Annotated in this window: 14 protein-coding genes; 6 read left to right on the forward strand and 8 right to left on the reverse strand. The window is 67.9% G+C overall.

What is annotated here, in order from left to right; translation table 11 throughout:
• Nucleotides 1-52: 52 nt before the first annotated feature.
• Entirely contained in the window at nt 53-874 is an 822-nt protein-coding gene (locus DL240_RS10015) for a hydroxymethylpyrimidine/phosphomethylpyrimidine kinase (RefSeq protein ID WP_111729755.1), read from the reverse strand.
• Nucleotides 871-1,875: an amidohydrolase family protein gene (locus DL240_RS10020; protein ID WP_111729756.1), complete on the reverse strand. Its 1,005-nt coding sequence runs from the start codon at nt 1,873-1,875 to the stop codon at nt 871-873. Before DL240_RS10020 ends, DL240_RS10015 begins: the two co-directional genes overlap by 4 nt.
• Nucleotides 1,876-2,012: 137 nt before the next feature.
• Between DL240_RS10020 and DL240_RS10025 the strand changes: the two genes are divergently transcribed.
• Together DL240_RS10025 and DL240_RS10030 are read left to right on the forward strand one after the other, a co-directional pair.
• Nucleotides 2,013-3,551: an amidohydrolase gene (locus DL240_RS10025; protein ID WP_111729757.1), complete on the forward strand. Its 1,539-nt coding sequence runs from the start codon at nt 2,013-2,015 to the stop codon at nt 3,549-3,551.
• 99 nt (nt 3,552-3,650) lie between these two features.
• Entirely contained in the window at nt 3,651-3,983 is a 333-nt protein-coding gene (locus DL240_RS10030; protein ID WP_111729758.1) for a hypothetical protein, read from the forward strand.
• Between the two features lie 62 nt (nt 3,984-4,045).
• Here the strand turns inward: DL240_RS10030 and DL240_RS10035 are convergent, their stop codons facing one another.
• Nucleotides 4,046-7,099: a serine/threonine-protein kinase gene (locus tag DL240_RS10035; RefSeq protein ID WP_111729759.1), complete on the reverse strand. Its 3,054-nt coding sequence runs from the start codon at nt 7,097-7,099 to the stop codon at nt 4,046-4,048.
• A 48-nt stretch (nt 7,100-7,147) separates the two neighbouring features.
• Complete coding sequence (locus DL240_RS10040) at nt 7,148-8,230, reverse strand: arginine N-succinyltransferase (RefSeq protein WP_111729760.1); 1,083 nt, start codon at nt 8,228-8,230, stop codon at nt 7,148-7,150.
• Between the two features lie 177 nt (nt 8,231-8,407).
• Between DL240_RS10040 and DL240_RS10045 the strand changes: the two genes are divergently transcribed.
• Nucleotides 8,408-9,061 (forward strand): hypothetical protein, encoded by a 654-nt coding sequence (locus DL240_RS10045; protein ID WP_111729761.1) that lies wholly within the window; start codon nt 8,408-8,410, stop codon nt 9,059-9,061.
• Between the two features lie 300 nt (nt 9,062-9,361).
• Complete coding sequence (locus tag DL240_RS10050; RefSeq protein WP_111729762.1) at nt 9,362-10,096, forward strand: hypothetical protein; 735 nt, start codon at nt 9,362-9,364, stop codon at nt 10,094-10,096.
• Nucleotides 10,097-10,112: 16 nt separating this feature from the next.
• On the opposite strand, the gene DL240_RS10055 is transcribed toward DL240_RS10050, so the two are convergent.
• Nucleotides 10,113-10,922, reverse strand: a complete 810-nt coding sequence (locus tag DL240_RS10055) for an HAD-IIB family hydrolase (RefSeq protein WP_111729763.1) — start codon at nt 10,920-10,922, stop codon at nt 10,113-10,115.
• Nucleotides 10,922-12,103: a tetratricopeptide repeat protein gene (locus DL240_RS10060; protein WP_111729764.1), complete on the reverse strand. Its 1,182-nt coding sequence runs from the start codon at nt 12,101-12,103 to the stop codon at nt 10,922-10,924. The genes DL240_RS10055 and DL240_RS10060 overlap by 1 nt, the downstream gene beginning before the upstream one ends.
• A gap of 248 nt (nt 12,104-12,351) precedes the next feature.
• Between DL240_RS10060 and recN the strand changes: the two genes are divergently transcribed.
• Nucleotides 12,352-14,061, forward strand: coding sequence for a DNA repair protein RecN (gene recN, locus DL240_RS10065; protein ID WP_111729765.1), 1,710 nt, complete (start codon nt 12,352-12,354; stop codon nt 14,059-14,061).
• 107 nt (nt 14,062-14,168) lie between these two features.
• Here recN and DL240_RS10070 read toward each other — a convergent pair whose 3' ends face one another.
• Both DL240_RS10070 and DL240_RS10075 read right to left on the reverse strand, forming a co-directional pair.
• Nucleotides 14,169-15,749, reverse strand: a complete 1,581-nt coding sequence (locus DL240_RS10070; RefSeq protein WP_111729766.1) for an AbgT family transporter — start codon at nt 15,747-15,749, stop codon at nt 14,169-14,171.
• 42 nt (nt 15,750-15,791) lie between these two features.
• Complete coding sequence (locus DL240_RS10075) at nt 15,792-17,255, reverse strand: M23 family metallopeptidase (protein WP_111729767.1); 1,464 nt, start codon at nt 17,253-17,255, stop codon at nt 15,792-15,794.
• A 620-nt stretch (nt 17,256-17,875) separates the two neighbouring features.
• Here DL240_RS10075 and DL240_RS10080 point away from each other — a divergent pair.
• A complete protein-coding gene (locus tag DL240_RS10080) occupies nt 17,876-20,668 on the forward strand; it encodes a biosynthetic peptidoglycan transglycosylase (RefSeq protein WP_111729768.1) in 2,793 nt (930 codons plus the stop codon).
• The last annotated feature ends 39 nt before the right edge of the window (nt 20,669-20,707 follow it).

The following is a 20,707-nucleotide window of genomic DNA, read 5'->3' on the forward strand; positions in this document are numbered from 1 at the left end:
GCCGGCCCCGAATAAAGCAGGCCCTGCGCCGGATTTCGTGCCCGAAGAGGGCTTACCCCTCAGGCGGCTTCGCCCGCACCACCACCGGACGACCGCGACCGATGACGCGGGCCTGACGATGGAGCAGCTCGTTGAGATAGCGCCGGGCCTGGTCGATGGCCTGCGCCCAGTCGGCGTGGCGGGTGCGGGCGCAGGCGATCGCCGAGGCCAGCTGGCACCCGGTGCCACGCACATCGGCCTCGCAGCGGGGAAGCGGCTCAAAACTGCGCTCGCCAGTGGCGTCGGCAAGCACATCGACCACCCCGCCGTCGGCCCGCGCCGGCAAATGACCGCCCTTGACCAGGACCCGCGACCAACCCTGAGCGACCAGCGCCCGGGCCAGCGCCGGGCCCTCCTCCAGCGGGGAGCCTCCCAGAATGGCCCGGGCCTCCTCGGCATTGGGAGTGAGCAGGGAGACGTAGGGCCGCACCCGCTCCAGCCCCTCAAACCACCCCTCGGCGTGCAGCGAAGCGCGGCCGTCGCCGCTGGCCAACACCGGGTCGAGCACCACGTCGATGCTTCCCCCGGTGTCTTCCAGAAACGCGGCAATGACCTCGAAGCTGGCTCCGGAGGGAACCATGCCAATTTTGATCGCCTGAAGATCAAAATCATCGAAAATCGCCGCCAACTGCCCCTGCAACGTGGGCAGACTCACGGCTTCAAACCCGCGCACCCCGGCGGTGTTCTGGCATACCAGAGCCGTGATCGCGCTGATCCCATGACACCCAAAGTCACGCATTACCTGCAGATCGACCTGAATGCCGGCCGCCCCGCTGGGATCGGTTCCGGCAATGGTCAGCACCAGCGGTGTCTCACGTGGATCAGGCTCCCTCATCGCCCGGCTCCGCTGCCGGCGGTCTTTGGACGCGTCGCAAACTCCCGGGGCAGGCGCAGCACCTGTGCGCCCCGGCGCAGCATCGCCTCATCGACCCCCATCGCGGCAAAAAGCTCCAGGTTGCGTTGCAGGGGATTAGCAATCTGGTGAATCTGCCGAGCCCGCTGCCAGCCCAGCCGGCGAGCAAACACCCAGGGGTTGGCCGGCACCGGATGATCACTGCCGAGGATCACGCGACGGCGGGCGAGCTCGTCGTCCAAGACTCGCTGCAAATAGGGGAAACGCGAGATCGAGGCCATCGCCGAGATGTCGCCATAGAGGTTGGGGAAACGCTCCAGCATTACCCGCCAGTCATCAAAATCCTCGCGAAAGGGATGCACCACACCGCTGCCCGCGCAATGCGCGGCGATGACCCTCACGCCACAGTCCAACGGGAGAATCAACTTCGCCGGCCGCCCCCAGGCCTGGTTGATCGGCGGGATCGTGTGCTCAAAGGAGGTATGGGTCAGGAGCGGCACGTCGAGCTTCGCCATGCGCTCCCAGAACCCCCGATAGGTGGGGCGAGCCAGATCAATGTCCTGAGAGTTGGGCAGGAGCTTGATCGCCACCGCGCCCTGCTCCACCACGCGCTCCAGCTCGTCGATGGCATCGCGACGCTGCGGATTCACCGAGGCAATGGGTAAAAGTTTCTCCGAGCGCGCACAGACGTCAAAGAGGTAGTCGTTGGAGATGTACACCTGGGTGCGCTCATGATCGTAGGCCCCGGCCTCATCATAGACCGCATCAAAGGCCAGCAGACAGGCCGCATCCAGCGTGCTCTCATCCACCCAGGCGGTGAGCTGGTTGGCGTAGGCACCATCGAGTTCATCGCGCCCCACGCCGGCCATGCCCAGCGCTCGTGTGAGCCATTGATAAGCCCAGCCTCCGGAGAGTCGCGGGCTGAGGTAGCAGCCGTTTTCGGGTCGCAGCCCGATCAGGTGAACGTGCGCATCAATGATCATGGAACATTCCTGGTTGCAGCGTTGTGTGACACACGCGTTGTTCCGGACCGTGGCACGATTGCGTCACAGCGACAATCTGTGTTTCTGTGCGGGTCGTCGCCCGCCACCTTTCCCTATGCTCCAGAGGGCCCTGCGCGATGTTGATCCTCCATCCCCGCATCTACCTCGATCCGACCGGCACCTTCACCGACGCGCTGCTCATCGAAGGTGAGCACGTGGTGGCCAGGGGCGATGAGGCCCGCGCGCGGGCCGCGACCTCCGCCCCGATCGTGCAGCCACAGGCGGCCTGCCTGATGCCGGCCCTGGGCGACGCGCATATTCACCTGTGGGGCGCCGGGCTGCGGGCGCACACCATCGACCTGCGCGGGCTCAGTGCCCGGGCGATCGTGGAGCGTCTGCGCCAGGCTCCCCTGCGCCCGGATGGCTGGGTCGTGGGCACCAACTGGGACGAGAACAACTTTGAGGATGACCACCCTCTGAGTCTGACCCTTCTGGACCAGCTCTTTCCCAACCGCCCGGTCTGCCTCCACCGCGTCGACGCTCACGCCCTCTGGGTCAACTCCGAAGCGCTGCGCCAGGCCGGGCTCAACGAGCGGGGGCACGACTTCAGCGGCGGGCTGGCCGAACGCGACGCCGAGGGCAGGCTCACCGGGGTGCTTGTCGACCACGCCATGAACCCGGTACTGCGCGCCTTACCGGCGGCCGACGCCCACGAAGATCGCCTGCTCTTTCATCGCACCGCCCACACGCTCCTCGATCATGGCGTGAGCTTTTGCTCCATGGCGTTCACCTCCCTGGAGCGCCTGGAGCTGGTCGACGCGCTCATCGCCGAAGGCGACCTCCCCTCGCGGGTCGACTTCTGGATGGACGCCACCTCTCCCCTGCTTGAGCACCTGCTTGCACGCGGCCCCCGGGCGGCCGACGCCCGGGGCCACCGCGTGGGCACCCTGAAGTTCTTTGCCGACGGCGCCCTGGGCTCGGCCGGCGCCTGGATGCTCCAGCCCTACCGCACCGGCGGCCAGGGCCTGCAGACCCAGGCGCCGGGCTACCTCAGCCAACGCATCCCTGAGTTGATGGCCGCCGGCTGGCAGGTGGCCGTCCACGCCATCGGCGATGCGGCGGCCCGCTCGGTGCTCGACGCCTTTGAACGGGTCCCGGCCCCGCTGCGCCAACGCCTGCGCCCCCGGCTGGAACACGCCCAGCTCCTGGCCACCGAAGATCGCTCCCGCTTTGCCGAGCTCGACGTCATCGCCAGCATTCAACCCATCCACCTGCGCAGCGACGTGCCCTGGGCTCCCCGACGCCTCTTTGACCACCAGCTGGAGCGCCTCTTCGCCTGGCGCGATCTCTTTCCGGCGTTCCTGGCCGCCGGCAGCGACTACCCGATCGACGATCCCAACCCCTGGCACGGCATCGCCACCGCGCTCACGCGCCAGGGCTACGACGCGCGCCCCTTTCGCCCCGAGCACGCGTTAAGCCGGCAAGAGGCCCTCGCCGCCTACACCTACGGAGCGGCCTACGCCTCGCATCGCGAGCACCAGCTCGGCGCACTTCGCCCGGGCTACCTCGCCGATATCATCGGCCTCTCCGTCGATCCCTTTGAGGCCTCGGCCCCGGAGATCTGGGACACCGAGCTGACCTGGTCACACCTGCCGGGACGCCCCGCCCGGACATAGCGCTTTTCAGCCGGAACTCAGACCGCTATCGTAGAGATCTTCACACCGAGTGGCGGTGGGAGGGGACTGGATTTCAATGATGCATGCCAGGAGTGCGCTATGCCTTTGATGACCTATGGAACCGCAATGAACAACCCCGGCGTGATGGAGATCGATTCGGGAAGCTACGAGATCTCCCTCAACGGAGTCACGCTGGGCTATGGCTGGTTTACGCTGGATACCTTTAACAACCGCACCGCCTACTTTGTGGCCGAAGACTCCGTCGCCTTTCCCTTCGATGTGCCCATGGGTCAAACCCTGAGCTTTGAGCGCATCCCGGTAGACTTCACCTCGCCTGAAGCGTTCGGGAAATGGAGCCGAGAGCACCTCGCGCCGGCCAATCCCGCGCACCACTGCATCATCGAGACCCAGGTTAATTGGGGCGGGATCTGACCTACACTCTGAGAGGTGAGGCGGCCCGGCCCGCGCCGGGCCGCCTCACCCAGCCAATCCGCTCAGCCTTTCGCTCCCAGCGCGTCGAGCACCTCCTGCACACTTAAAACCTCGCGACGCGCCTGGCGCTGCGCCGCAGTCATCTCCGCGGCCAGTTGCAGCACACACTGGCGTGCCGAATCCGGCACCACTTCAACCAGCGGCGCCACCAGCCCGATGATCTGCGCGCCAATACGCGGGAGATGGCAGGCCTGCGCCCGGACTATCAAATCTCCCAGCTCCACCCAGTCCGTATCCCGGCCACAGTGGCAGGCCAGCGCCTGCGCCAGGCAGGCGCCCCACTGATTTCCCGTGCGACTCCAGGCCTGGTAGGCCCCCATCGCGTGCAGATGGGCCGACTCCAGCTCCCCGCGTCGAAAAGCCATCGCCGCCTCCACCAGCGACATCAGCCCATCGAGCTCCGGTGGCGCCAACTCACGCGCCGCGGCAATGAAGTCCTCATCGGCCCGACTGAGTTCGTCGCGACGATACGCCAGCCGACGCAGCATCACCCGGGCCCGGACCACGTAGATCGCCTGGCGACGACGCTCGGCCAGACGCAGCGCCTGGGTGATCAGGTGCTCCGCGTGCTCCAGCTCATCGCACTCCAGAAGCGCCGTGGCCGCATTGAGCGCCGAAGAAAGACGGGCGCTCACCCGACGTTTAAGGCGAGCCGCCTCACTGTGTAAGGTGGCGGCGTCTGCAAAGCGGCCCTGACGATAGCAGATCAGCCCCTTCCAGCCCCGCACCGTCCCCTGCACCTCGGAGCAGTCGTGAGCGCGCGCCCAGGTCTCAATCGCGTCCATGACCTGCTCGCCAGCCTCGCGCTCACACCCCCAGGAGGCCTGCAGGCGGTAGCGCTGGCGGTGCAACTCCAGCTCCGGATCCTCAAAAGGTTCCACCGCATCCAGCGTCTCCAGCGCGGTGGGCCCCTGAAGCTGCATGCTCAAGATCGCCGCGCGCACCAGGCGCTCCAGATGCTCGCCAGATGCCCCCGGCTCGCCAGCGCGCTCCATCGCCGAGAGCAACCGCTCCAGATCGCGGGGAGCACCGGTGGCCAGCGCGATCTTCGCCCAACACAAAAAGAGCGCCTCTCGCTTCGCACGACCGCGTTCCGGACAAAGCCGGAGCGCGGCCCATCCTTCGTCGAGAATGGCCAGCGCCCGGCCCACCTCGCCATTGCGGTCGAGTTCCTCGGCCAGCAGGCAGGCTTCCTCAGCAGCCTCCAAAGCGTTGCCGGCCTGCACCAGGTGCGAAAAACGCCGGGCATGTCCCGGGGGCAACACCTCGGCGATCTTCTGATGGGCCCGACGCCGCGCATCGAGCTGCCAGTCGACAAAGAGGGCGTCGAAGGCCGGCACGATCACATCCCCCTGCCCCGCATCGGGCAGCAGCCCCTGACGCGTCAGGTCGGCGATCTCGGCCTGCACCTCCCAGCGGGTGCGTCCGGTCAGGCCGGCGATCACCCCGGAGTCGCGCAGGGGATGCGCCAGGGTCAACCACGCCAGCAGATCCCGGCGCGGCCCCCGTGACGGCAGCTGGGGCGCCAGCTCGGCGCGCTGAACGCTGATTCGGGCTCCGGCACGCAGACGACTCAGCGCGGCCGGCTCCAGCTGCACCCGGGACCCCACCGCCCGGGCCACCCCGACCCGGATCCAGTCATCGAGTTCCTGGACCACCCGCGCCGGACGTCCCAGCGTACGCCGCCAGAGCTCGCGCGCCCCCCCGCTGCGCAACCCGAACACCTCTTCATGACCGCAAAAGAGCCCCTGAAGCTGCTCCGGGCTTAAATCGCAGAGCTCCACCCGCGGCGCAGCAGCCTGCTCCGGAAGCAGCGCCCGCACCATCGCCCCGCGGGGCCGGGCGGCCACCAGGAGCTCCCGCGACCAGCGATCGATGCGCTCCAGGTCATCGACAAGCACCACCCCGCCCTGGCGCAAGAAGGCCTCGACCCGCTCCCGCGCCTGGCGAGCGACCTCATCAAAGGAGCGCCCCGGCGCGCTCTGGTCGACGCCAAACGCCCACAGGCTCTCCAGCGGGCGCTTCCCCCAGGCTACCCGCCGTACCGCCCGCTCGGCGCGGGCCAGGTACACCTCTTCGATCGCATCGAGGAGACGCGAGCGCCCCGACCCGGCCGGCCCCACCACGTCAATGGGCTGACGCTGCTCAATGGCCGCCTCCACCCGGGAAAAGTCCGCGTCACGCCCGAGCATCGGCCACTCCACCTCCTGAAAACGCTGGCGGCCGGCGGCAAACATCGAGAGGGCCTGCGGGGCGCTGGCCGGGCGTCGCTCGGCGTCGCGCGCCAGCAGCCCATACACCAGCGCCTCCACCTCATCGGGCACCCCGCCGACGCGGGGCTGCCACTCCGGCAGCGGGTCCAGGAGCACGCTGCGCCTGAGCTGCGAAGCCGAATCCCCCTGGTAGGGGCGGCGCCCCACCAGCGCCTCGTAGATCATCACCCCCACCGCGTAAAGATCGCTGCGCGGCGTCGGCGCTTCGCCTCGCCACTGCTCCGGCGCCAGATACACCGGGGTGCCCCGGACCACGTCGCCGCCCTGCCTGCTCAGCCCCTGCGAGCTGGCCACCCCGAAATCCAGCAGAGTCACCCGCCCCCCATCGTCAACCAGCACATTGCCGGGCTTTAAATCGCCGTGGACCACCCCCTGACTGTGCACCAGCGCCAGCACCTTGAGCAGGCTGCGCACCCGCATCGCCAGCCCCTCCCAGCCGTACACCCCGCGGCCCGGGAAGGGCGCGCCCGCGACGTAGTTCATCACCAGAAAGTAGCGCCCGCGATCAATCCCTTCGTCGCGCAGCTGCACCACCCCGGGCACATCCAGAACTCGCAAAATCGCAGCCTCGCGCCAGACATGGCGCTGTTCGATGATCGGGCCCTGGTGCTCCAGCACCTTCAGCGCCACGTCTTCATCCAGCAGACGATCCCGCGCCTGGTAGACCGCCCCAAACCCCCCGGCGCCCAGCCGCCGCCGCACCACGTAGCGCCCGGCAATCATCTCCCCGGACAAAAGCCCCTCGGCCCCGGGGCCCTCACCTGCCATCAGCTCGCCAGACATGCCCCTCCCCTCGCCATCCGCTTCCTCGCCACTTCCCTCCACGCCCCCTTATTCCTCCCCCCCCTGATCCTCCCAGCGCCCCCTCCACAGATCGTCGATCTCCCGACCACTGAGCACCAACATCCCCAGCGTCTCCCGGGGCTGCAGGCCCAGCGCCTGCGCCACCGGCGCATGCAGCTCGTAACCACGAGGCGCCCGGCGGTAACGGGCAATCGTGGCCTGGAAGCCCCGGGCCCCGGGGCGCTCCACACTCACCAGCGCTTCGCCCTCAGCCTCCTCCGCGTCCTGGAAGCTGCCGGCGAACATCCCCTCATGAGTGCGTTGAATCAGCCGGCACTCCTCGGTGGGGCACACAAAGGTGGGGCCCCCGTCGAAGGGATCAATGCTGCGATCCCACTCAAAGCCAACGGAGCGCAGCATCTTCTCCACCGGACGTGTCGGCCCGCCGACCACCCCGATCTTCTCGCGCACATGCGCCGGCAAAAGCGCGGTGTAAATCGGCGTCTGCGGAAAAAGACTGCGAATGAACTCCACATTCTGGCGGCTGAGCTGATCGGCCTCCCGATACTCCAGCTCGGTAAAGTTCGCCCCCAGGCACTCCCAGAGATCGCTGGTGCCGTCGGGGTTTAGCTCCGGGAGCAGCTCGGCGATGATCGCGTCGCGGAACCAGTCCCGGCGACGCCCAATGAACAAAAAACGCATAAAGCTGAGCAACTTACCCAGCTTCATCCCGTGCCCCTGATAGGCCGGATCCAGAATCAGGCCCCCGATCTCGGTGGGACCATCGTAGTTAAAGCTCAGCTGCAACACCTGGTGCACGAAGTACCGGGCCAGGGTCTGGGAGTACTTCTGCTCCTGGCGCACCTCAAAGTACACCGTCGGCCGCTCGAAGCTGCCGTGTTGAGCGATGATCATCGAGGTGCCGATCAGGCGCCCGGCCGCGGTGTCTTCCATCACAAAGACGTACTGACGCGCATGATGGGGCCGCTCCCCGGCAAAGCTCTCCTGGCTCTCAGCGATGGTTGCGGCCAGCTTCTGGCGATCCGCCGGCAAATTGAGCGTGTTGAGGTGGTGGGCCAGGCGTTCCAGCTCGTCGAGATCATCGGGGCGTACATCGCGCAGCACAAACATCGCGTTGCTCCAGCAAACCAAAAAGAGGAAGTCCGGGGGCACCGAGCGCCACGCCGGGGGGAATTTGTCAGCGCCGCAGGCGTTGCTTACATTGATGGTTGGAGCATAGTCGTCACCCGGCGGCTTGCAAGCTCCGGCATCCACCTGACCATATCCTGTCGCAGCTACGAGGAAGGTATGTCCGATCGCTTCATGGAAGGACTGGGTAAGTTGGGGCGCAGCCTGCGCCGATCGGCACGCCGTGCCACCGGTGAGACCGCGCTGCGCTCGGTACGCACCTCGGTGGTCAGCACTCGCCAGGGCGCGGCCCACACCGCCGCGCTCGTCGCGCAGGCCCCCATGATGCAATCAGCTCGCTTCGTCATCTCGTCGGGGCCGATACGCGATCTGGCGGTGATCTGCGGCCGCGCTGGCGTCGCCGGCGCGGTGGTCGACGGCGCCCTGGGCGGCATGAACGCCTTGCAGGCGGTACGCCAGGGACGCATCGACGGCAAGCAGGCCGTGATTCACGCCGGCTCCGAGGCGGGCTGCGGCTTTTTGACCAGCTCCTCGGGCACCGCGGGCACCCTGGCCGCCTACATGATCACCGGCTCCATGGGCCCGGCGGCGCTGGTCGCCGGCATGGGCGCCTCCATGGGCGCGCGCTACCTCTACCGCCGGGTCGTTGGCGAGACGCTCCCGCCCCGGGAGGAGGCCGTCGAAAGCGCTCCGCAGCAGGCCCCCGCCGAGCCGCCACCCACAGAAGCCCCCCAGCCCGAAGCCCGGGCCGCAGGCTTTGACGAGAGCGACGATTCCGGCGACATCCTCGAAGACATCGGCCCTCGCCACTGACGCGCGACCGCCGCGCTTCGTCTTCCCAGGCCCGCCCCACCTCTTGCAGGTGGCGCGGGCTTTGGCGTTCCCGCACCTCCACTTCAACTCCCCTCGCTACCTCCCGCACATCCCCCACGCCCCACCCCGGCCCTCCTGCCCCTTTGCCGCCCTCTCCAACCACACCTTGCCCCTCCCTCAAAACCCATTGACTTGCCTTCGCCTCGCGCTACCCTCCCCGCACCAGACTTTGCGTTTTCTTCGGGCGCCGCGCTCTCATCGCGTCGCCCTCCACCGATCTGACCGAAGGGGACCTCCACGATGCGCCACCTCACCCGAGCCACCGCCGCGCTGGCCGCCACCGTCACCCTCTTTCTGACCGCCACCGCCGCCGCGCAGCAACCCGCTGAGCCCTCTCCCAACCACGCCAGCGCCACCACGACCGGCCCGGACGTCACCATCTCCGACACCAACGAGCTGGGGTTTAACCTGGGCACCCTGGACATGACCCTCTCCGGCGGGCTCAGCTCCGGGCTCTACCTCTTTTTGGAGCCGGGCGCCGAGTTCGGCCTCATCCCCCTGGGAGAAGGCATGACCCTGGGCATCGGTGCCACGGTGAACATGGGCTACTGCATCCTCTGCCCCGCGGTGACCGCGCTGACCCCGCTCAACGTCAGCGCCTGGTACGCCAACCCCCTGGGTCGGGCCACCCTGCACTTCGACGCCCTGGCCAAAGCCTTCGATCTTCGCCAGCTCGACGCCTACGTGGGGCTCACCGCCGGGCCCTCTTTCTACAGCTTCGATCTCTCGCTCGATAATGACCCGGCCCGGGGCTCCTTCAGCGAGACGACCTTCCTGATCGGCCCCCTGGCGGGCGCGCGCTTCCGGATCAGTGAGGACAACGGATTTTTCTTCTTCGCTGAGGCCCGCATCCTGGCCGAGTTTGGCTACAGCACCATCACCCTCACCGACAGCAACGGCACCGTGTACACCCAGGACGACGCTGTTGGCCGCGGCGGGCTCGACTGGGTCGGCGGGCTGGGGCTGCGCCTCTGAGCCTCCCGGGCCCGACTCAGCCGGGGAGACCGGCGGCCAGGCGCAGCGCCTCGGCCGCCCCGTGGGCCCGCACCGCCGAGACCACCGGGTAGCGCTCCTGCAGCGCCGGATCGCCGTCGGCCATCACCCGCGGCCAGCCCACCACTTCGAGCATCGGCACATCTCCCTGGCTGTCGCCCACCGCCATCACCCGGGCCGGCGCCACCCCTAACAAGCGCGCCGCCCGCAGGGCGGCGCTGCCCTTGGAGACCCCGGCCCGCGTCACGCTCGCAAAGAGGCTCTCCGGCAGGGCCGGCGACGAGGCTCGCCCCACCTCGGTGCCCGAGGGATGCTGCGCGCAGGCCAGCTCGATCGCCTCCGGGGCCACGATCCAGTGCGCCCGCACCACCGACTCCTGCGCCAGCACCTTGAGCAGGTCGCGCTCCTGAACCTCCTGCCCCAGCACCTCGGCGTGATGCGCGCAGCGCTCACAGACGCGATCCACAAAGATCGCGTGCGCGGTGTAGAGCTCCAGCGTCAGCCGGTGCAGGCGCGCATGCCGCACCAGCGCCTGCAAGGGCTCCGGGCCCAGCCCCTCACAATGCTGCACCTCGGCGCCCTCCCCCAGCATCAGCGCCCCGTTATGAAAGATATGCGGGGCGCTCTCGTCCAGCTGCCGGGCCACCTTCAACGCCACTCCGGTGGCCGCCCGGCCGGTGCACACGCCCAGGCGCACCCCGGCCTTCCGCGCCCGGCCGGCCGCCTCCCAGACCTCGTCTGCCACCTGCCCATCCGGGCCAATCACCGTGCCGTCCAGATCCAGGAGCACCAGATCGACTGCTCGCATTACTTACCTCCCAGACTCGGCCCCGACGTACGCGCCGCGCTCAAGCCTTCGCCAAAGAGGAGCGCGCGGCTCAACGCCTCAAAGCGCCGCCGCTCCTCCAGATTGAGTTCCGAAAAAATCGCCTGTGTATCAAAGAGCTGCAGCCCGAGCTTGCCGGCCACCACCCGCGCGGCCGGGCCCACCCGCTCCTCGTCCACGCCGTGGGCCGCGGCAATCCGCTGCGCGCTGGAGGGCACCCGCCAGTGCAGGCGCTCTACCAGCACGTGCACCGCCGCCGCCAGGCTCTCCGCCCCCAGATAATCGCCAAAGCGCTCGTGGCTGGCCTGCGCCCACAACCCCAGCGCGCTCTCGCTCAACTCCAGCCCCCGCTCCTCCCCACCGAGCACGTCCAGAAGATGGCCCAGCGCCCGGGGAAACTGCCGGGGCGCAAGCCCGGTCGGCCCCCGGCGCTGACGCCCGTCAAGCACCACCTCAAAGCGCTGCCGCAGCTGCAGGTTCACCTCCCGGGCCCGCGCCTCCACATCGCCCACCCGCACCGAGCGCCTGATCAGGCGCTCCCGCAGCAGGTAGCGCGCCGATGGCGAGCGCCGCACCACCATCGAGCTGGCCGCCTGCGCCACCACTCGCCCCAGCTCCTTGAGCACCTGTAAACTCTCCAGCCAGCGCTCATTCTCCTGATAAACCCGGGCCAGACCGTCGAGGATCCAGGGGTTGCCCAGATCCCGATCCAGCGCCCCCAGCAACATGCTCACCGCCGGGGCCGGCTGACCGCCGGCGCGCAACGCGCAGGCCCCGCTGCGCAAAAACTCCGCGGCGTCATGCGCCTCCTCCGCCTCGACGAAGGCCTCCATAAAACGCAGCACCGCCCGCCAGGGCGCGCCCCGCAACAGCGCCACGTGCCCCAGCGCGTAGCTCAAATGCGGATCGTCGGCATCACGCTCCCGCGCCCGCTCCAACCACTGCTCCGAGCGCGTCAGATCGCCCTCCAGCAAATAGAGATACCCCAGATACGTCGCACAGCGCGCCAGCCCCACCGGATCGTCGAGCTCCTCAAAGAGCCGACACAGATAACCAATCGCCTCGTCGTGGCGCTGGCTCTCAATGAGCCCGTCCACCCGAACCTCCAGCCATTGCCGCCGATCAATGACCTGGCCACCGTCCACCGGTTCTTGCTCACTCATCAGGCATCCTCGTCTCTGCGTTGCCCCCAAAGCACCCCGCTCACCCCGCGTATCTGCAGCGTCTTCCACCTTAGCAAAGAGTCTTTCCAACCTCTTCTCTGCGCGCTCAGGTTGAAACCTGCGCGCAGGTGCATTATTTCCTGAACCTATGCGCAGGCAGGGGCGCCAAAGCGCTTGCATGTTGATCGACTGGATACTGTGCCCGGCGTCGGGCGCGCTCTTGACCAACCTTTTCCGGGGGCCTGGCCATGCTCACCCACCTCGTCATCCGAAACTTCGCCATCATCGAACACCTCGAGATCCCCGTCCGCCCGGGCTTCACCGTGCTCACCGGCGAAACCGGCGCCGGCAAATCGATCATCATCGACGCGCTCAACCTCCTGCTGGGCGGACGCGCCAGCACCGAGGTCATTCGCACCGATGAAGACGAAGCCATCGTCCAGGGCGTCTTTGAGCCCTCGGCGATCACCGCCGAGCGCCTGCGCCAGCGTCTGGCCGAACAGGGCATCGACTTTGAGGGCCAACTCATCATCCGGCGCATCCTCAGCCGCTCCGGACGAAACAAGGTCTTCGTCAACGGCAGCCTCACCACCCTGGCCAACCTGGCCTCCCTGGCCCGCGGCCTGGTCGACATCAGCGGGCAGCACGAACACTACAGCCTGCTGCGCGCCGATGAGCACATCGGCCTCCTCGACGCCTTCGCCGGCCTCTCCGAGCAGGTCGCCACGATGGGAGCGGCCTACAGCCAGGTCAACACCCTGAAACGCGAGCTCAAAGCGCTGCACGAAAACGTGCGCGACCGCCTCCACCGCGCCGACTTTTTGCGCTTCCAGCTTGTCGAGATCGACGCCGCCGAGTTGGAACCCGGCGAGGAAGAAAAGCACGAGGCCGAAGTCGACCGCCTGCGTTACGCCGAGAAGATCAACGACGCGGTGCGCTCCGCCCTGCGCCACACCTACGCCGGCCAGGACTCCGCAGTGGAGCGCCTGGGCGAAGCCGTCGACGCCCTCAAGCGCGCCGCCCGCTACGACACGCGCCTGGAGGGCCTGGCCCAGCGCCTGGATGAGGCCCGCATCGCCGCCGAAGAGACCGCCCGCGACCTCCAGGATCAGGACCTCGACATCGACGCCGACCCGGGACGCCTGGACACCGTGATCGAACGCCTGGAAGTCATCAAGAAACTGCGCCAGAAGTACGGCCAGGACATCCCCGCCATCCTGGAAAACGCCGCCCACATGCGCGAGGAGCTCCACCGCCTGGACAACGCCGAGGAACACGGCCACGAACTCGAAGCGCGCCTGGAAAAGGCCCGCCAGAAGGCCTGGGTCATCGCCCGTAAACTCAGCCAGGCTCGCCGCGAGGCCGCCGTCGAACTGCGCCGCCGCGTCGAAGCCGAGCTCGGCGACCTCAACATGGCCCGCACCCAGTTCGTCCCCCACTTTTCCCCGGCCGAACTCCCGCCCACCCAGGCCAGCGAGGCCGACGCCGCCATCACCCTGGATGCCCGCGGCTTTGATCGCCTGGAGTTCTTGCTCGCTCCCAACGTCGGCGAAGAGCCGCGCCCCATGGCCAAAATCGCCAGCGGCGGCGAACTCTCCCGGATCATGCTCGCCATCAAGACCGTGCTCGCCGAACGCGACACCATCGACACCTACGTCTTCGACGAAGTCGACACCGGCATCGGCGGTGCCACCGCCGATGTGGTCGGCGCCAAGATTCAACACGCCGCCCGCGACCATCAGGTGCTCTGCATCACCCACCTGGCCTCGATCGCCTCGCGCAGCGACCACCACTACGTCGTCGAAAAGATGCTCGTCGACGAGCGCACCCAGTCGATCATTCGCCCCTTAAGCGAAGAGGAACGCATCGACGAGGTCGCCCGCATGCTCGGGGGCGCCCGCGTGACCACCACCACCCGCGACGCCGCCCGCGAGCTCCTCACCCAGCAGGCCCGCTGACGCGGGCTGACGCCCGCGCTTTCTCCGCCCCCAAAAAAAACGCGCCCCAAAAGGGCGCGTTTTTTTATACCTGCGAAACGTCTCCGCCCCCCCGGGCCATCCGGGGCTCAACCCCCGGGCAGCACATAGGTCGCCGAGACGCCCGGCCCCAGCGGCAGACCCAACTGCAACCAGACGATCAAGAGCACCGTCCAGGCAATCCCCAGCGCCACCGAGTAGGGAAGCATCGTCGTGAGAATCGTCCCCATCTTAATGTCGCGCACATAACGCTGGGCAAACACGATGATGATCGGCAGGTAGGGCATCAGCGGGGTGATGATATTGGTGATGGAATCGCCCACCCGGTAGGCCGCCTGCACCACCTCGGGGCTAAAGCCCATCATCATCATCATCGGCACAAAGATCGGCGCCATAAACGCCCACTTCGCGCTGGCGCTCCCGACAAAGAGGTTCATCAGCGCCGACACCCCCAGAAATGCCAGCAAGAGAGGCATCCCGGTCAGCCCCACCGCCTCCAGCCCCTGGGCGCCGCGCACCGCGGTGATCGCCCCGAGGTTCGTCCAGTTGAAGTAGGCCACGAACTGCCCGGCGATAAATGCCAACACCACATAGGCTCCCATCGTGCCCATGGTGTCGCTGGCCATCTTGGCCACGTCCTTATCGCTCTTAATCGACTTCATCACCACGCCGTAGACGATGCCCGGGAACACAAAGAGCAGCGCGATCAAGACCTCCACCGCCTCAAAATAGGAATGCAGCGCCGAGACCGCCGGCTCCCCGGGTTCCACCACATCGCGCAGCGGCGATCCCGACCAGATGCCCAGAAACGCGATCCCCGCGGCCACCACCCCGCCCACCGCCAGCGCGATGAAGAAGGCCCGACGCTCCTCGGCCCCCGGCTCCTCCGGCGCGTCCTTACCTCCGTACTCATCGCTGGCCTGGGAGGGGTCCCACTTCCCGAGCATCGGCTCCACGATCTTGGTCGTCACCCAGGTGCAGACCACGGTGACCAGGATCGTCGACACCACCAAAAAGTAGTAGTTGGCCGTGGCGTTGACCGCGTAGCCCGGGTCCAGCGTCTCGGCGGCCTGACCGGTGAGCCTGGCCAGCATCGGGTCCAGACCGGTGATCAACAGGTTGGCGCTGAAGCCGCCGGAGACCCCGGCATAGGCCGCGGCCAGCCCGGCGATCGGGTGGCGCCCCAACCCGGCGAAGAGCAGCGCCCCCAGCGGGGTCAGCACCACGTAGCCGGCGTCGGCCACCATCGAGCTCATCACGCAGGCAAAGACCAGGGTTGCCGTGATCATGCTCTTGGGCACCGAGGCCACCAACACCCGCAGCCCCATCGTGATAAAGCCGGTGCGCTCGGCGATGCCGATCCCCAGCATCACCGTGAGCACCGGCCCCAGGGGCGCAAAGCCCATGAAGTTGTCGATCGCGCTCAAAAACATCCACCGGATGCCCTCCCAGCTCAGCAGGCTCTGCACCTCCATCAGCTTGAGCTCCCCGGAGGTCTGCCGAACCTCGGCGCTGGCGCCGGCCAAAAGCGCCGAGAGGACCACGACCAGCCCGGCCATGATCACAAAGAGCGTCAGCGGATCGGGGAGGCGGTTGCCCACCCTCGCGATCTTCTCAAGGGTGCGTACCGCCAGGTTCGGGCGCTCTTCGGGTGCGGGGGATGCGGACATCGGGCTCTCGTCGTTTCGCGAAATAAGTTTTCAGACAACGCCTCAGTTGGCGCTCTCAATCGTGTCGGGAGTCTCATCAGGAGACACGGCCGTACGGGCCAGCGCCTGGGGCACGGCCTGCTTAAGCGTGTCCATCAAACGCTGGCGCCAGGGCCCCACCGTCTCCTGCTGAAAACTGGCCAGCGCCGCTCCCTTCAGCGCCTCCCCTTTGGCGGTGTCCACCGAGAGGGGATCGATATGCTGGCCATTCTGCAACATCTCATAATGGAGGTGCGGGCCGGTGGAGCGACCGGTATTGCCGCTGCGCGCCACGATCTGACCGCGGGTCACCTTGACCCCGGAGCGAATGCCCCGGCCGAACCCGTCCAGGTGCGCAAATCGGGTCTCAAAGCCCCCGCTATGCTTGACGATCAACAGGTTGCCGTAGCCGCCGCGCCGCCCGGCAAAGCTAACCCGCCCGTCGGCCACCGCCTGCACCGGCGTGCCGATCGGCGCGCCGTAATCCACCCCGCGGTGCATGCGCGTGCCCCCCAGCACCGGGTGCACCCGCCGACCATAACGACTGGTCACCCGCGTAAAGGGCAGCGGACTACGCAAGAACTGCCGCTGCAGGCTCTCCCCCTCTTCATCAAAGTACCCGGGCTCCTCGCCACGCTCCTCATCGTAGAACGCCCAGTAATTGCCGCGCTCCCCCATGTACTTCGCCGCGATCAGCCGTCCGTAACGCAGGTACTCCCCGTTGAGGTACACCTTCTCCACGATCAACGCGAAGTGGTCTCCCTGACGCGTCTCGGTGTTGAAGTCGATCGTGTACTGAAAGACCTCCATAAAGCGGTGGGCCAGCGCGCCGCTCTCCCCGGTGGCCTCCAGCGCCAGCCAGAAGCTGGAGTTGATGGTCCCGGCCACCGCCTCGTGGCGCACCTCGATGGGCACCTCTTCCTGCGCGCTCACGTAGCTGCCGTCATCCTGGCGCCGGGTCACCCAGATGTCTTCGGGAGAAGTCTGATAGCGAAATTCGACGATCTCGCCAGCATCATCGGTCTGCACCCGCCACTGATCCCCGGGGCGGCTGCGCCGAAAATCAAACTCCTTCTCGGTGGCGCTCACCACCTTATGGATCGCTCCGGCCGAAAGATTGCGCCGCTGCAGGCTCAAAAACACCGACTCGTTGGGCTTGATCTCCCCGGCCAGCGTCGCGGCTCGCCCCTCTTCAAAGCTGGCGGTGAGCGCGCTCTTCTCGGCGCGGGCTTCCACCATCGCTTCGGCCTGCCCGTTGTTGAGCCCCTCCTGTGCCAGCGCCAACGCGCTGTCCACCCGCATGTAGGCCTCGGCCATCGTCGCGCTGCGCGCCAGGGCCACCGGGTCGGGCTCGTCCTCCTTCCCGAGCATCATGTAGAGCAACACCCCCACGGCCAGCGCCCCCAACACCAGCGCCGGCCAGGGCCGCTTGCGCCGGCGCCGACGTGGGTAGAGCAACAGATCCTGCTTCGGCCAACGACCTCGCATACGTCCTCAATCTCGAGCATACGCCCGGCGGCATCGTCCAAGATCGCACCAGGCTTTTTAGAAAACTGCCACACCTTCACCGCAGAGCCGCGCAGCGTCAAGGCGATCGACGGCCACAGCGCGGGGATAAGCCCCCGGGCAGCGTGCTTAAGCGGCGAGTGTCTGGAGTGGATTTCAGCGCCAGATATTCCGGCCTTCTCTGCGCGCCGCGCCGGCTCACGACGAGCCATGCCCCCTTAAGCCGCCTGGACGGCGCGCCAGACACCATCCCCGATCCCTCAAAATCCGCTAAAATCAGAAAAAAAGCCATCCACTGTGCCAACTTGTCACGACGAACTGGGGGACGAAGCCATCCACTGTGCCAACTTGTCACGACGAGCTGGGGGGCAAAGCCATCCACTGTGCCAACTTGTCACGACGAGCTAGGGGGCGAAGGCCTCGAGAATGCCAAAGCGCCGGGTTTTTGACGATTTGAGGCGATGGCGGATGCCCCTCGCTCCGGGCGCCGGCTGTGTCAGGTTGTGAAATCCCGGACAAAACGTTGACAACTCACCACCGGTTGGGGCTAATCGGCCCGGGAAAGCGCTGTAGAATACTGAACGGACTGTGCAGGAGACCGGTTGAACCGCCGCACCATCATCGTGGGAATCATCGCAGCGACGCTGATCATCGCCGCGCTCTTTTTGCCCCGGCTGGCCGCGCCCCTGGTCGAACGCGCGCTGCCCGGCACGCTGGAGCGCGCCGGCGTGCATGCCCACTGGTCCTCGCTGAGCCTGAGCTGGACCGGCGCCATCGAGCTCGATGACCTCCACGTGAAGCTCCTCGACGACACCCTCTCCCTGGACGCCGCCCGGGTCCGCCTCCATGCCCGGCCCCACTCGCTGCTCACCGCTCGCCCCGAACTCACCGCGATCCAGATTCAAAACGCCGCCGTGGTGGCCTCGCACCCCCAACGCCTGCGCGAGCTGCTGAGCACCCCGCGCCCCGGGGCACCGGCCACGACCGACGCCAGCGCTTCGGCGGACCATGACCCCGGAGATCCTCACCAGGGGGCCGGACGCCTGGAGCACCTGCTTAAAAACCTCCCCGACCTCACGATCGACGAGCTCCACCTGAGCGCCGGCCAGGGCGCGCAGGCCCGCAGCCTGCGCGCCTTTGACATCGCCCTGCTCGCCAGTGGCGACACCTGGGAGGTCGAGGCTCGCAGCGAGCTCCCCGCTCCCCTCAATCTGCTCAGCGCGTCCGACACCCTGCACCTTCACGGCACCCTCTCCCCCGGGGCCCGCGACGCCGACCTGCGCATCGGCCAGCCCGACCAGCCCGCCCTGCGCCTGCGGGGCCCGGGCGGCTCCGAGGTGATCGTTGGTGAGCTCCGGGTGCAGGGCGCCGCGCGCCAGATCAGCTTAAGCGAGGTCAGCGCCACGCTCTCGCGGGGGCCGCTCAAGGCCCGGGCACACCTGCCCCTGGTGCGCCTGAGCGCCGGGGAAAGCGCCCCGCTGCGCGCCGAGCTCGATCGCCCGGTGGTCGAACTCTTGCGCCCGACCGACGAAGACGATGCCGCCCCCCCGGCCTCCGCCCAAGCCGCGGCCTCCTCGCCAGGCTCCGACCTTGTGACGCACCTCAAAACCCTGGCCTGGTCCACCGAGCTGGAGGCCAACCACGGCGCGATCTTTTTGCCTCCCGCCATCGAACGCCCCGAAGACGGGCCCCAGCCCCTGCTTCAGGACGCCACGCTGCGCTGGGAGCAGGGCCACCTCAACGCCTTCGCCGATACCGAGCGGGGCCGGGCCCTGGCCCACATCGTGCTCAGCCCGGCCTCCCTGCTCCCGCGCTACCTGCGCGTGCACCTCGAAGGCGTGAGCCTGGACGCCCTGCCCGGGCTGACCACCGAGCGCACGCTGCCGCGCCGCGGCTTCCGCGGGGAGTTCGGCGGGGAGATCGACCTCTTTGTCGAGGCCATCGCCGGCTTTGGCACCCTGCCCGACACCCTGGAGAGCCGGCGCCCCTACGCGCTGCGCGCCGCCGTTGAGGTGCATCACGCCTGGGTGGATACCGAGGCCCTGGCCAACGAGCGCCTCGAAGGCCTGGATTTAAGTGCCCACGGCACCGCCGAGCTCGATCTGAGTCGCCCCTCGTTGCGCAGCGACGACGCCCGGGTGAGCTTCCGCGGCGTGGACGCGCGCCTCAAGGCCGAGCTCGACCTGCGCCCGGGCAGCCGCACCCTGCGCCTGGACGCCGCATCCCCCGGCGAAATCCGCTGCCAGAGCCTGCTCGGCGCCGTCCCCGAGGCGCTCCTGGGCGCGGTGGCCCACGCCCGAGTCGACGGCAAAGTCACCCCGGCCATCAACCTGGTCCTCTCCGAGGAGCTCGAAAAAGTGCGGGTGCGCATCCGCGGCTTCGAGGACACGCCCTGCCGTTTCACCGGCCTGCGCGTGCCCTACGCCTCGCGCGCCAAGGTGCACTTCAACATGGATCGCGCCCATATCTACCCGCGCCGCCGCACGCTGGTGGCCCAGCCCCCTGGCGAGTCCCTCCCCGAGAGCATCCCCCCGGCCCAGCACCAGGTCGTCGAGGACTTCCTGCTCTTTGGGCCGGCTCCCGAGGCGCCGGCGGCGGCCATGCCCGACTTCCACCGCTACCTGCGCGACGTGGGCTGGCTCAACGGCCCCTTCAGCAAGCGCGTCCACGAGGGGGTCAGCCCCGAGGCCACCGTGCGCGTCGGTCCGGGCCTCTCCAGCTACGTCCCCCTCGACGAGCTCCCGGGCTACGTGGGCGGCGCGATGTTTTTGAGCGAAGACATGCGCTTTTACTCCAACCGCGCCCTGGCCACCGGCCTGCTCAACCGCGCGCTCCGCATGAACATCTCGCGCTCGCGCTACGTCTATGGCGGCTCCACGCTCACCCAGCAGCTGGTCAAAAACCTCTTTCTGACCCGCCAGAAATCCCTGGCCCGCAAGATCCAGGAGGTGATCATCGGCTGGCGCATCGACGAGATCGTGCCCAAAGAGCGCGTGCTCGAGCTCTACCTCAACGTCATTGAGTTTGGTCCCGACATCTACGGCATCGGCCCGGCGGCCCGCTTCTACTTTGATAAAGACGCCCGGGAGCTCTCGCCACTGGAGGCCATCTTCCTGGCCAACCTCAAGCCCGCCCCCTGGGAGGGCCCGCGCCTGGTGCGCCGCGGCCGCACCCCGGAGGGAGGCTGGTGGATTGAGCGCACCGCCGAGATCGGCCAGCGCCTGGTCGACTACAACTACCTCACCCCGGCCCAGGCCGCGGCGATGGCCCCCTACGTGATCACCTGGTCACAGGCCCGGATGGAGCTGGAGCGCGAGCGCTACCGCGCCGAAAAAGAGGCCGAGCGCCGCCGCGCAATCGAGCTGCGCCGGGCGCTCCAACGCCAACAACGCTGAACCCGGCCCGGCGCCCACGGGTCCGGATTGCCACCGGGG

Origin of the sequence: Lujinxingia litoralis (assembly GCF_003260125.1) — a bacterium.
Taxonomy (GTDB): domain Bacteria; phylum Myxococcota_A; class Bradymonadia; order Bradymonadales; family Bradymonadaceae; genus Lujinxingia; species Lujinxingia litoralis.

Excerpts from the sequence above, each read along its gene's own strand:
- DL240_RS10015 (WP_111729755.1), bottom strand. The coding sequence starts at position 874 with ATGAGGGAGCCTGATCCACGTGAGACACCGCTGGTGCTGACCATTGCC.
- DL240_RS10020 (WP_111729756.1), bottom strand. The coding sequence starts at position 1,875 with ATGATCATTGATGCGCACGTTCACCTGATCGGGCTGCGACCCGAAAAC.
- DL240_RS10025 (WP_111729757.1), top strand. The coding sequence starts at position 2,013 with ATGTTGATCCTCCATCCCCGCATCTACCTCGATCCGACCGGCACCTTC.
- DL240_RS10030 (WP_111729758.1), top strand. The coding sequence starts at position 3,651 with ATGCCTTTGATGACCTATGGAACCGCAATGAACAACCCCGGCGTGATG.
- DL240_RS10035 (WP_111729759.1), bottom strand. The coding sequence starts at position 7,099 with ATGTCTGGCGAGCTGATGGCAGGTGAGGGCCCCGGGGCCGAGGGGCTT.
- DL240_RS10040 (WP_111729760.1), bottom strand. The coding sequence starts at position 8,230 with ATGTTTGTGCTGCGCGATGTACGCCCCGATGATCTCGACGAGCTGGAA.
- DL240_RS10045 (WP_111729761.1), top strand. The coding sequence starts at position 8,408 with ATGTCCGATCGCTTCATGGAAGGACTGGGTAAGTTGGGGCGCAGCCTG.
- DL240_RS10050 (WP_111729762.1), top strand. The coding sequence starts at position 9,362 with ATGCGCCACCTCACCCGAGCCACCGCCGCGCTGGCCGCCACCGTCACC.
- DL240_RS10055 (WP_111729763.1), bottom strand. The coding sequence starts at position 10,922 with ATGCGAGCAGTCGATCTGGTGCTCCTGGATCTGGACGGCACGGTGATT.
- DL240_RS10060 (WP_111729764.1), bottom strand. The coding sequence starts at position 12,103 with ATGAGTGAGCAAGAACCGGTGGACGGTGGCCAGGTCATTGATCGGCGG.
- recN (WP_111729765.1), top strand. The coding sequence starts at position 12,352 with ATGCTCACCCACCTCGTCATCCGAAACTTCGCCATCATCGAACACCTC.
- DL240_RS10070 (WP_111729766.1), bottom strand. The coding sequence starts at position 15,749 with ATGTCCGCATCCCCCGCACCCGAAGAGCGCCCGAACCTGGCGGTACGC.
- DL240_RS10075 (WP_111729767.1), bottom strand. The coding sequence starts at position 17,255 with ATGCGAGGTCGTTGGCCGAAGCAGGATCTGTTGCTCTACCCACGTCGG.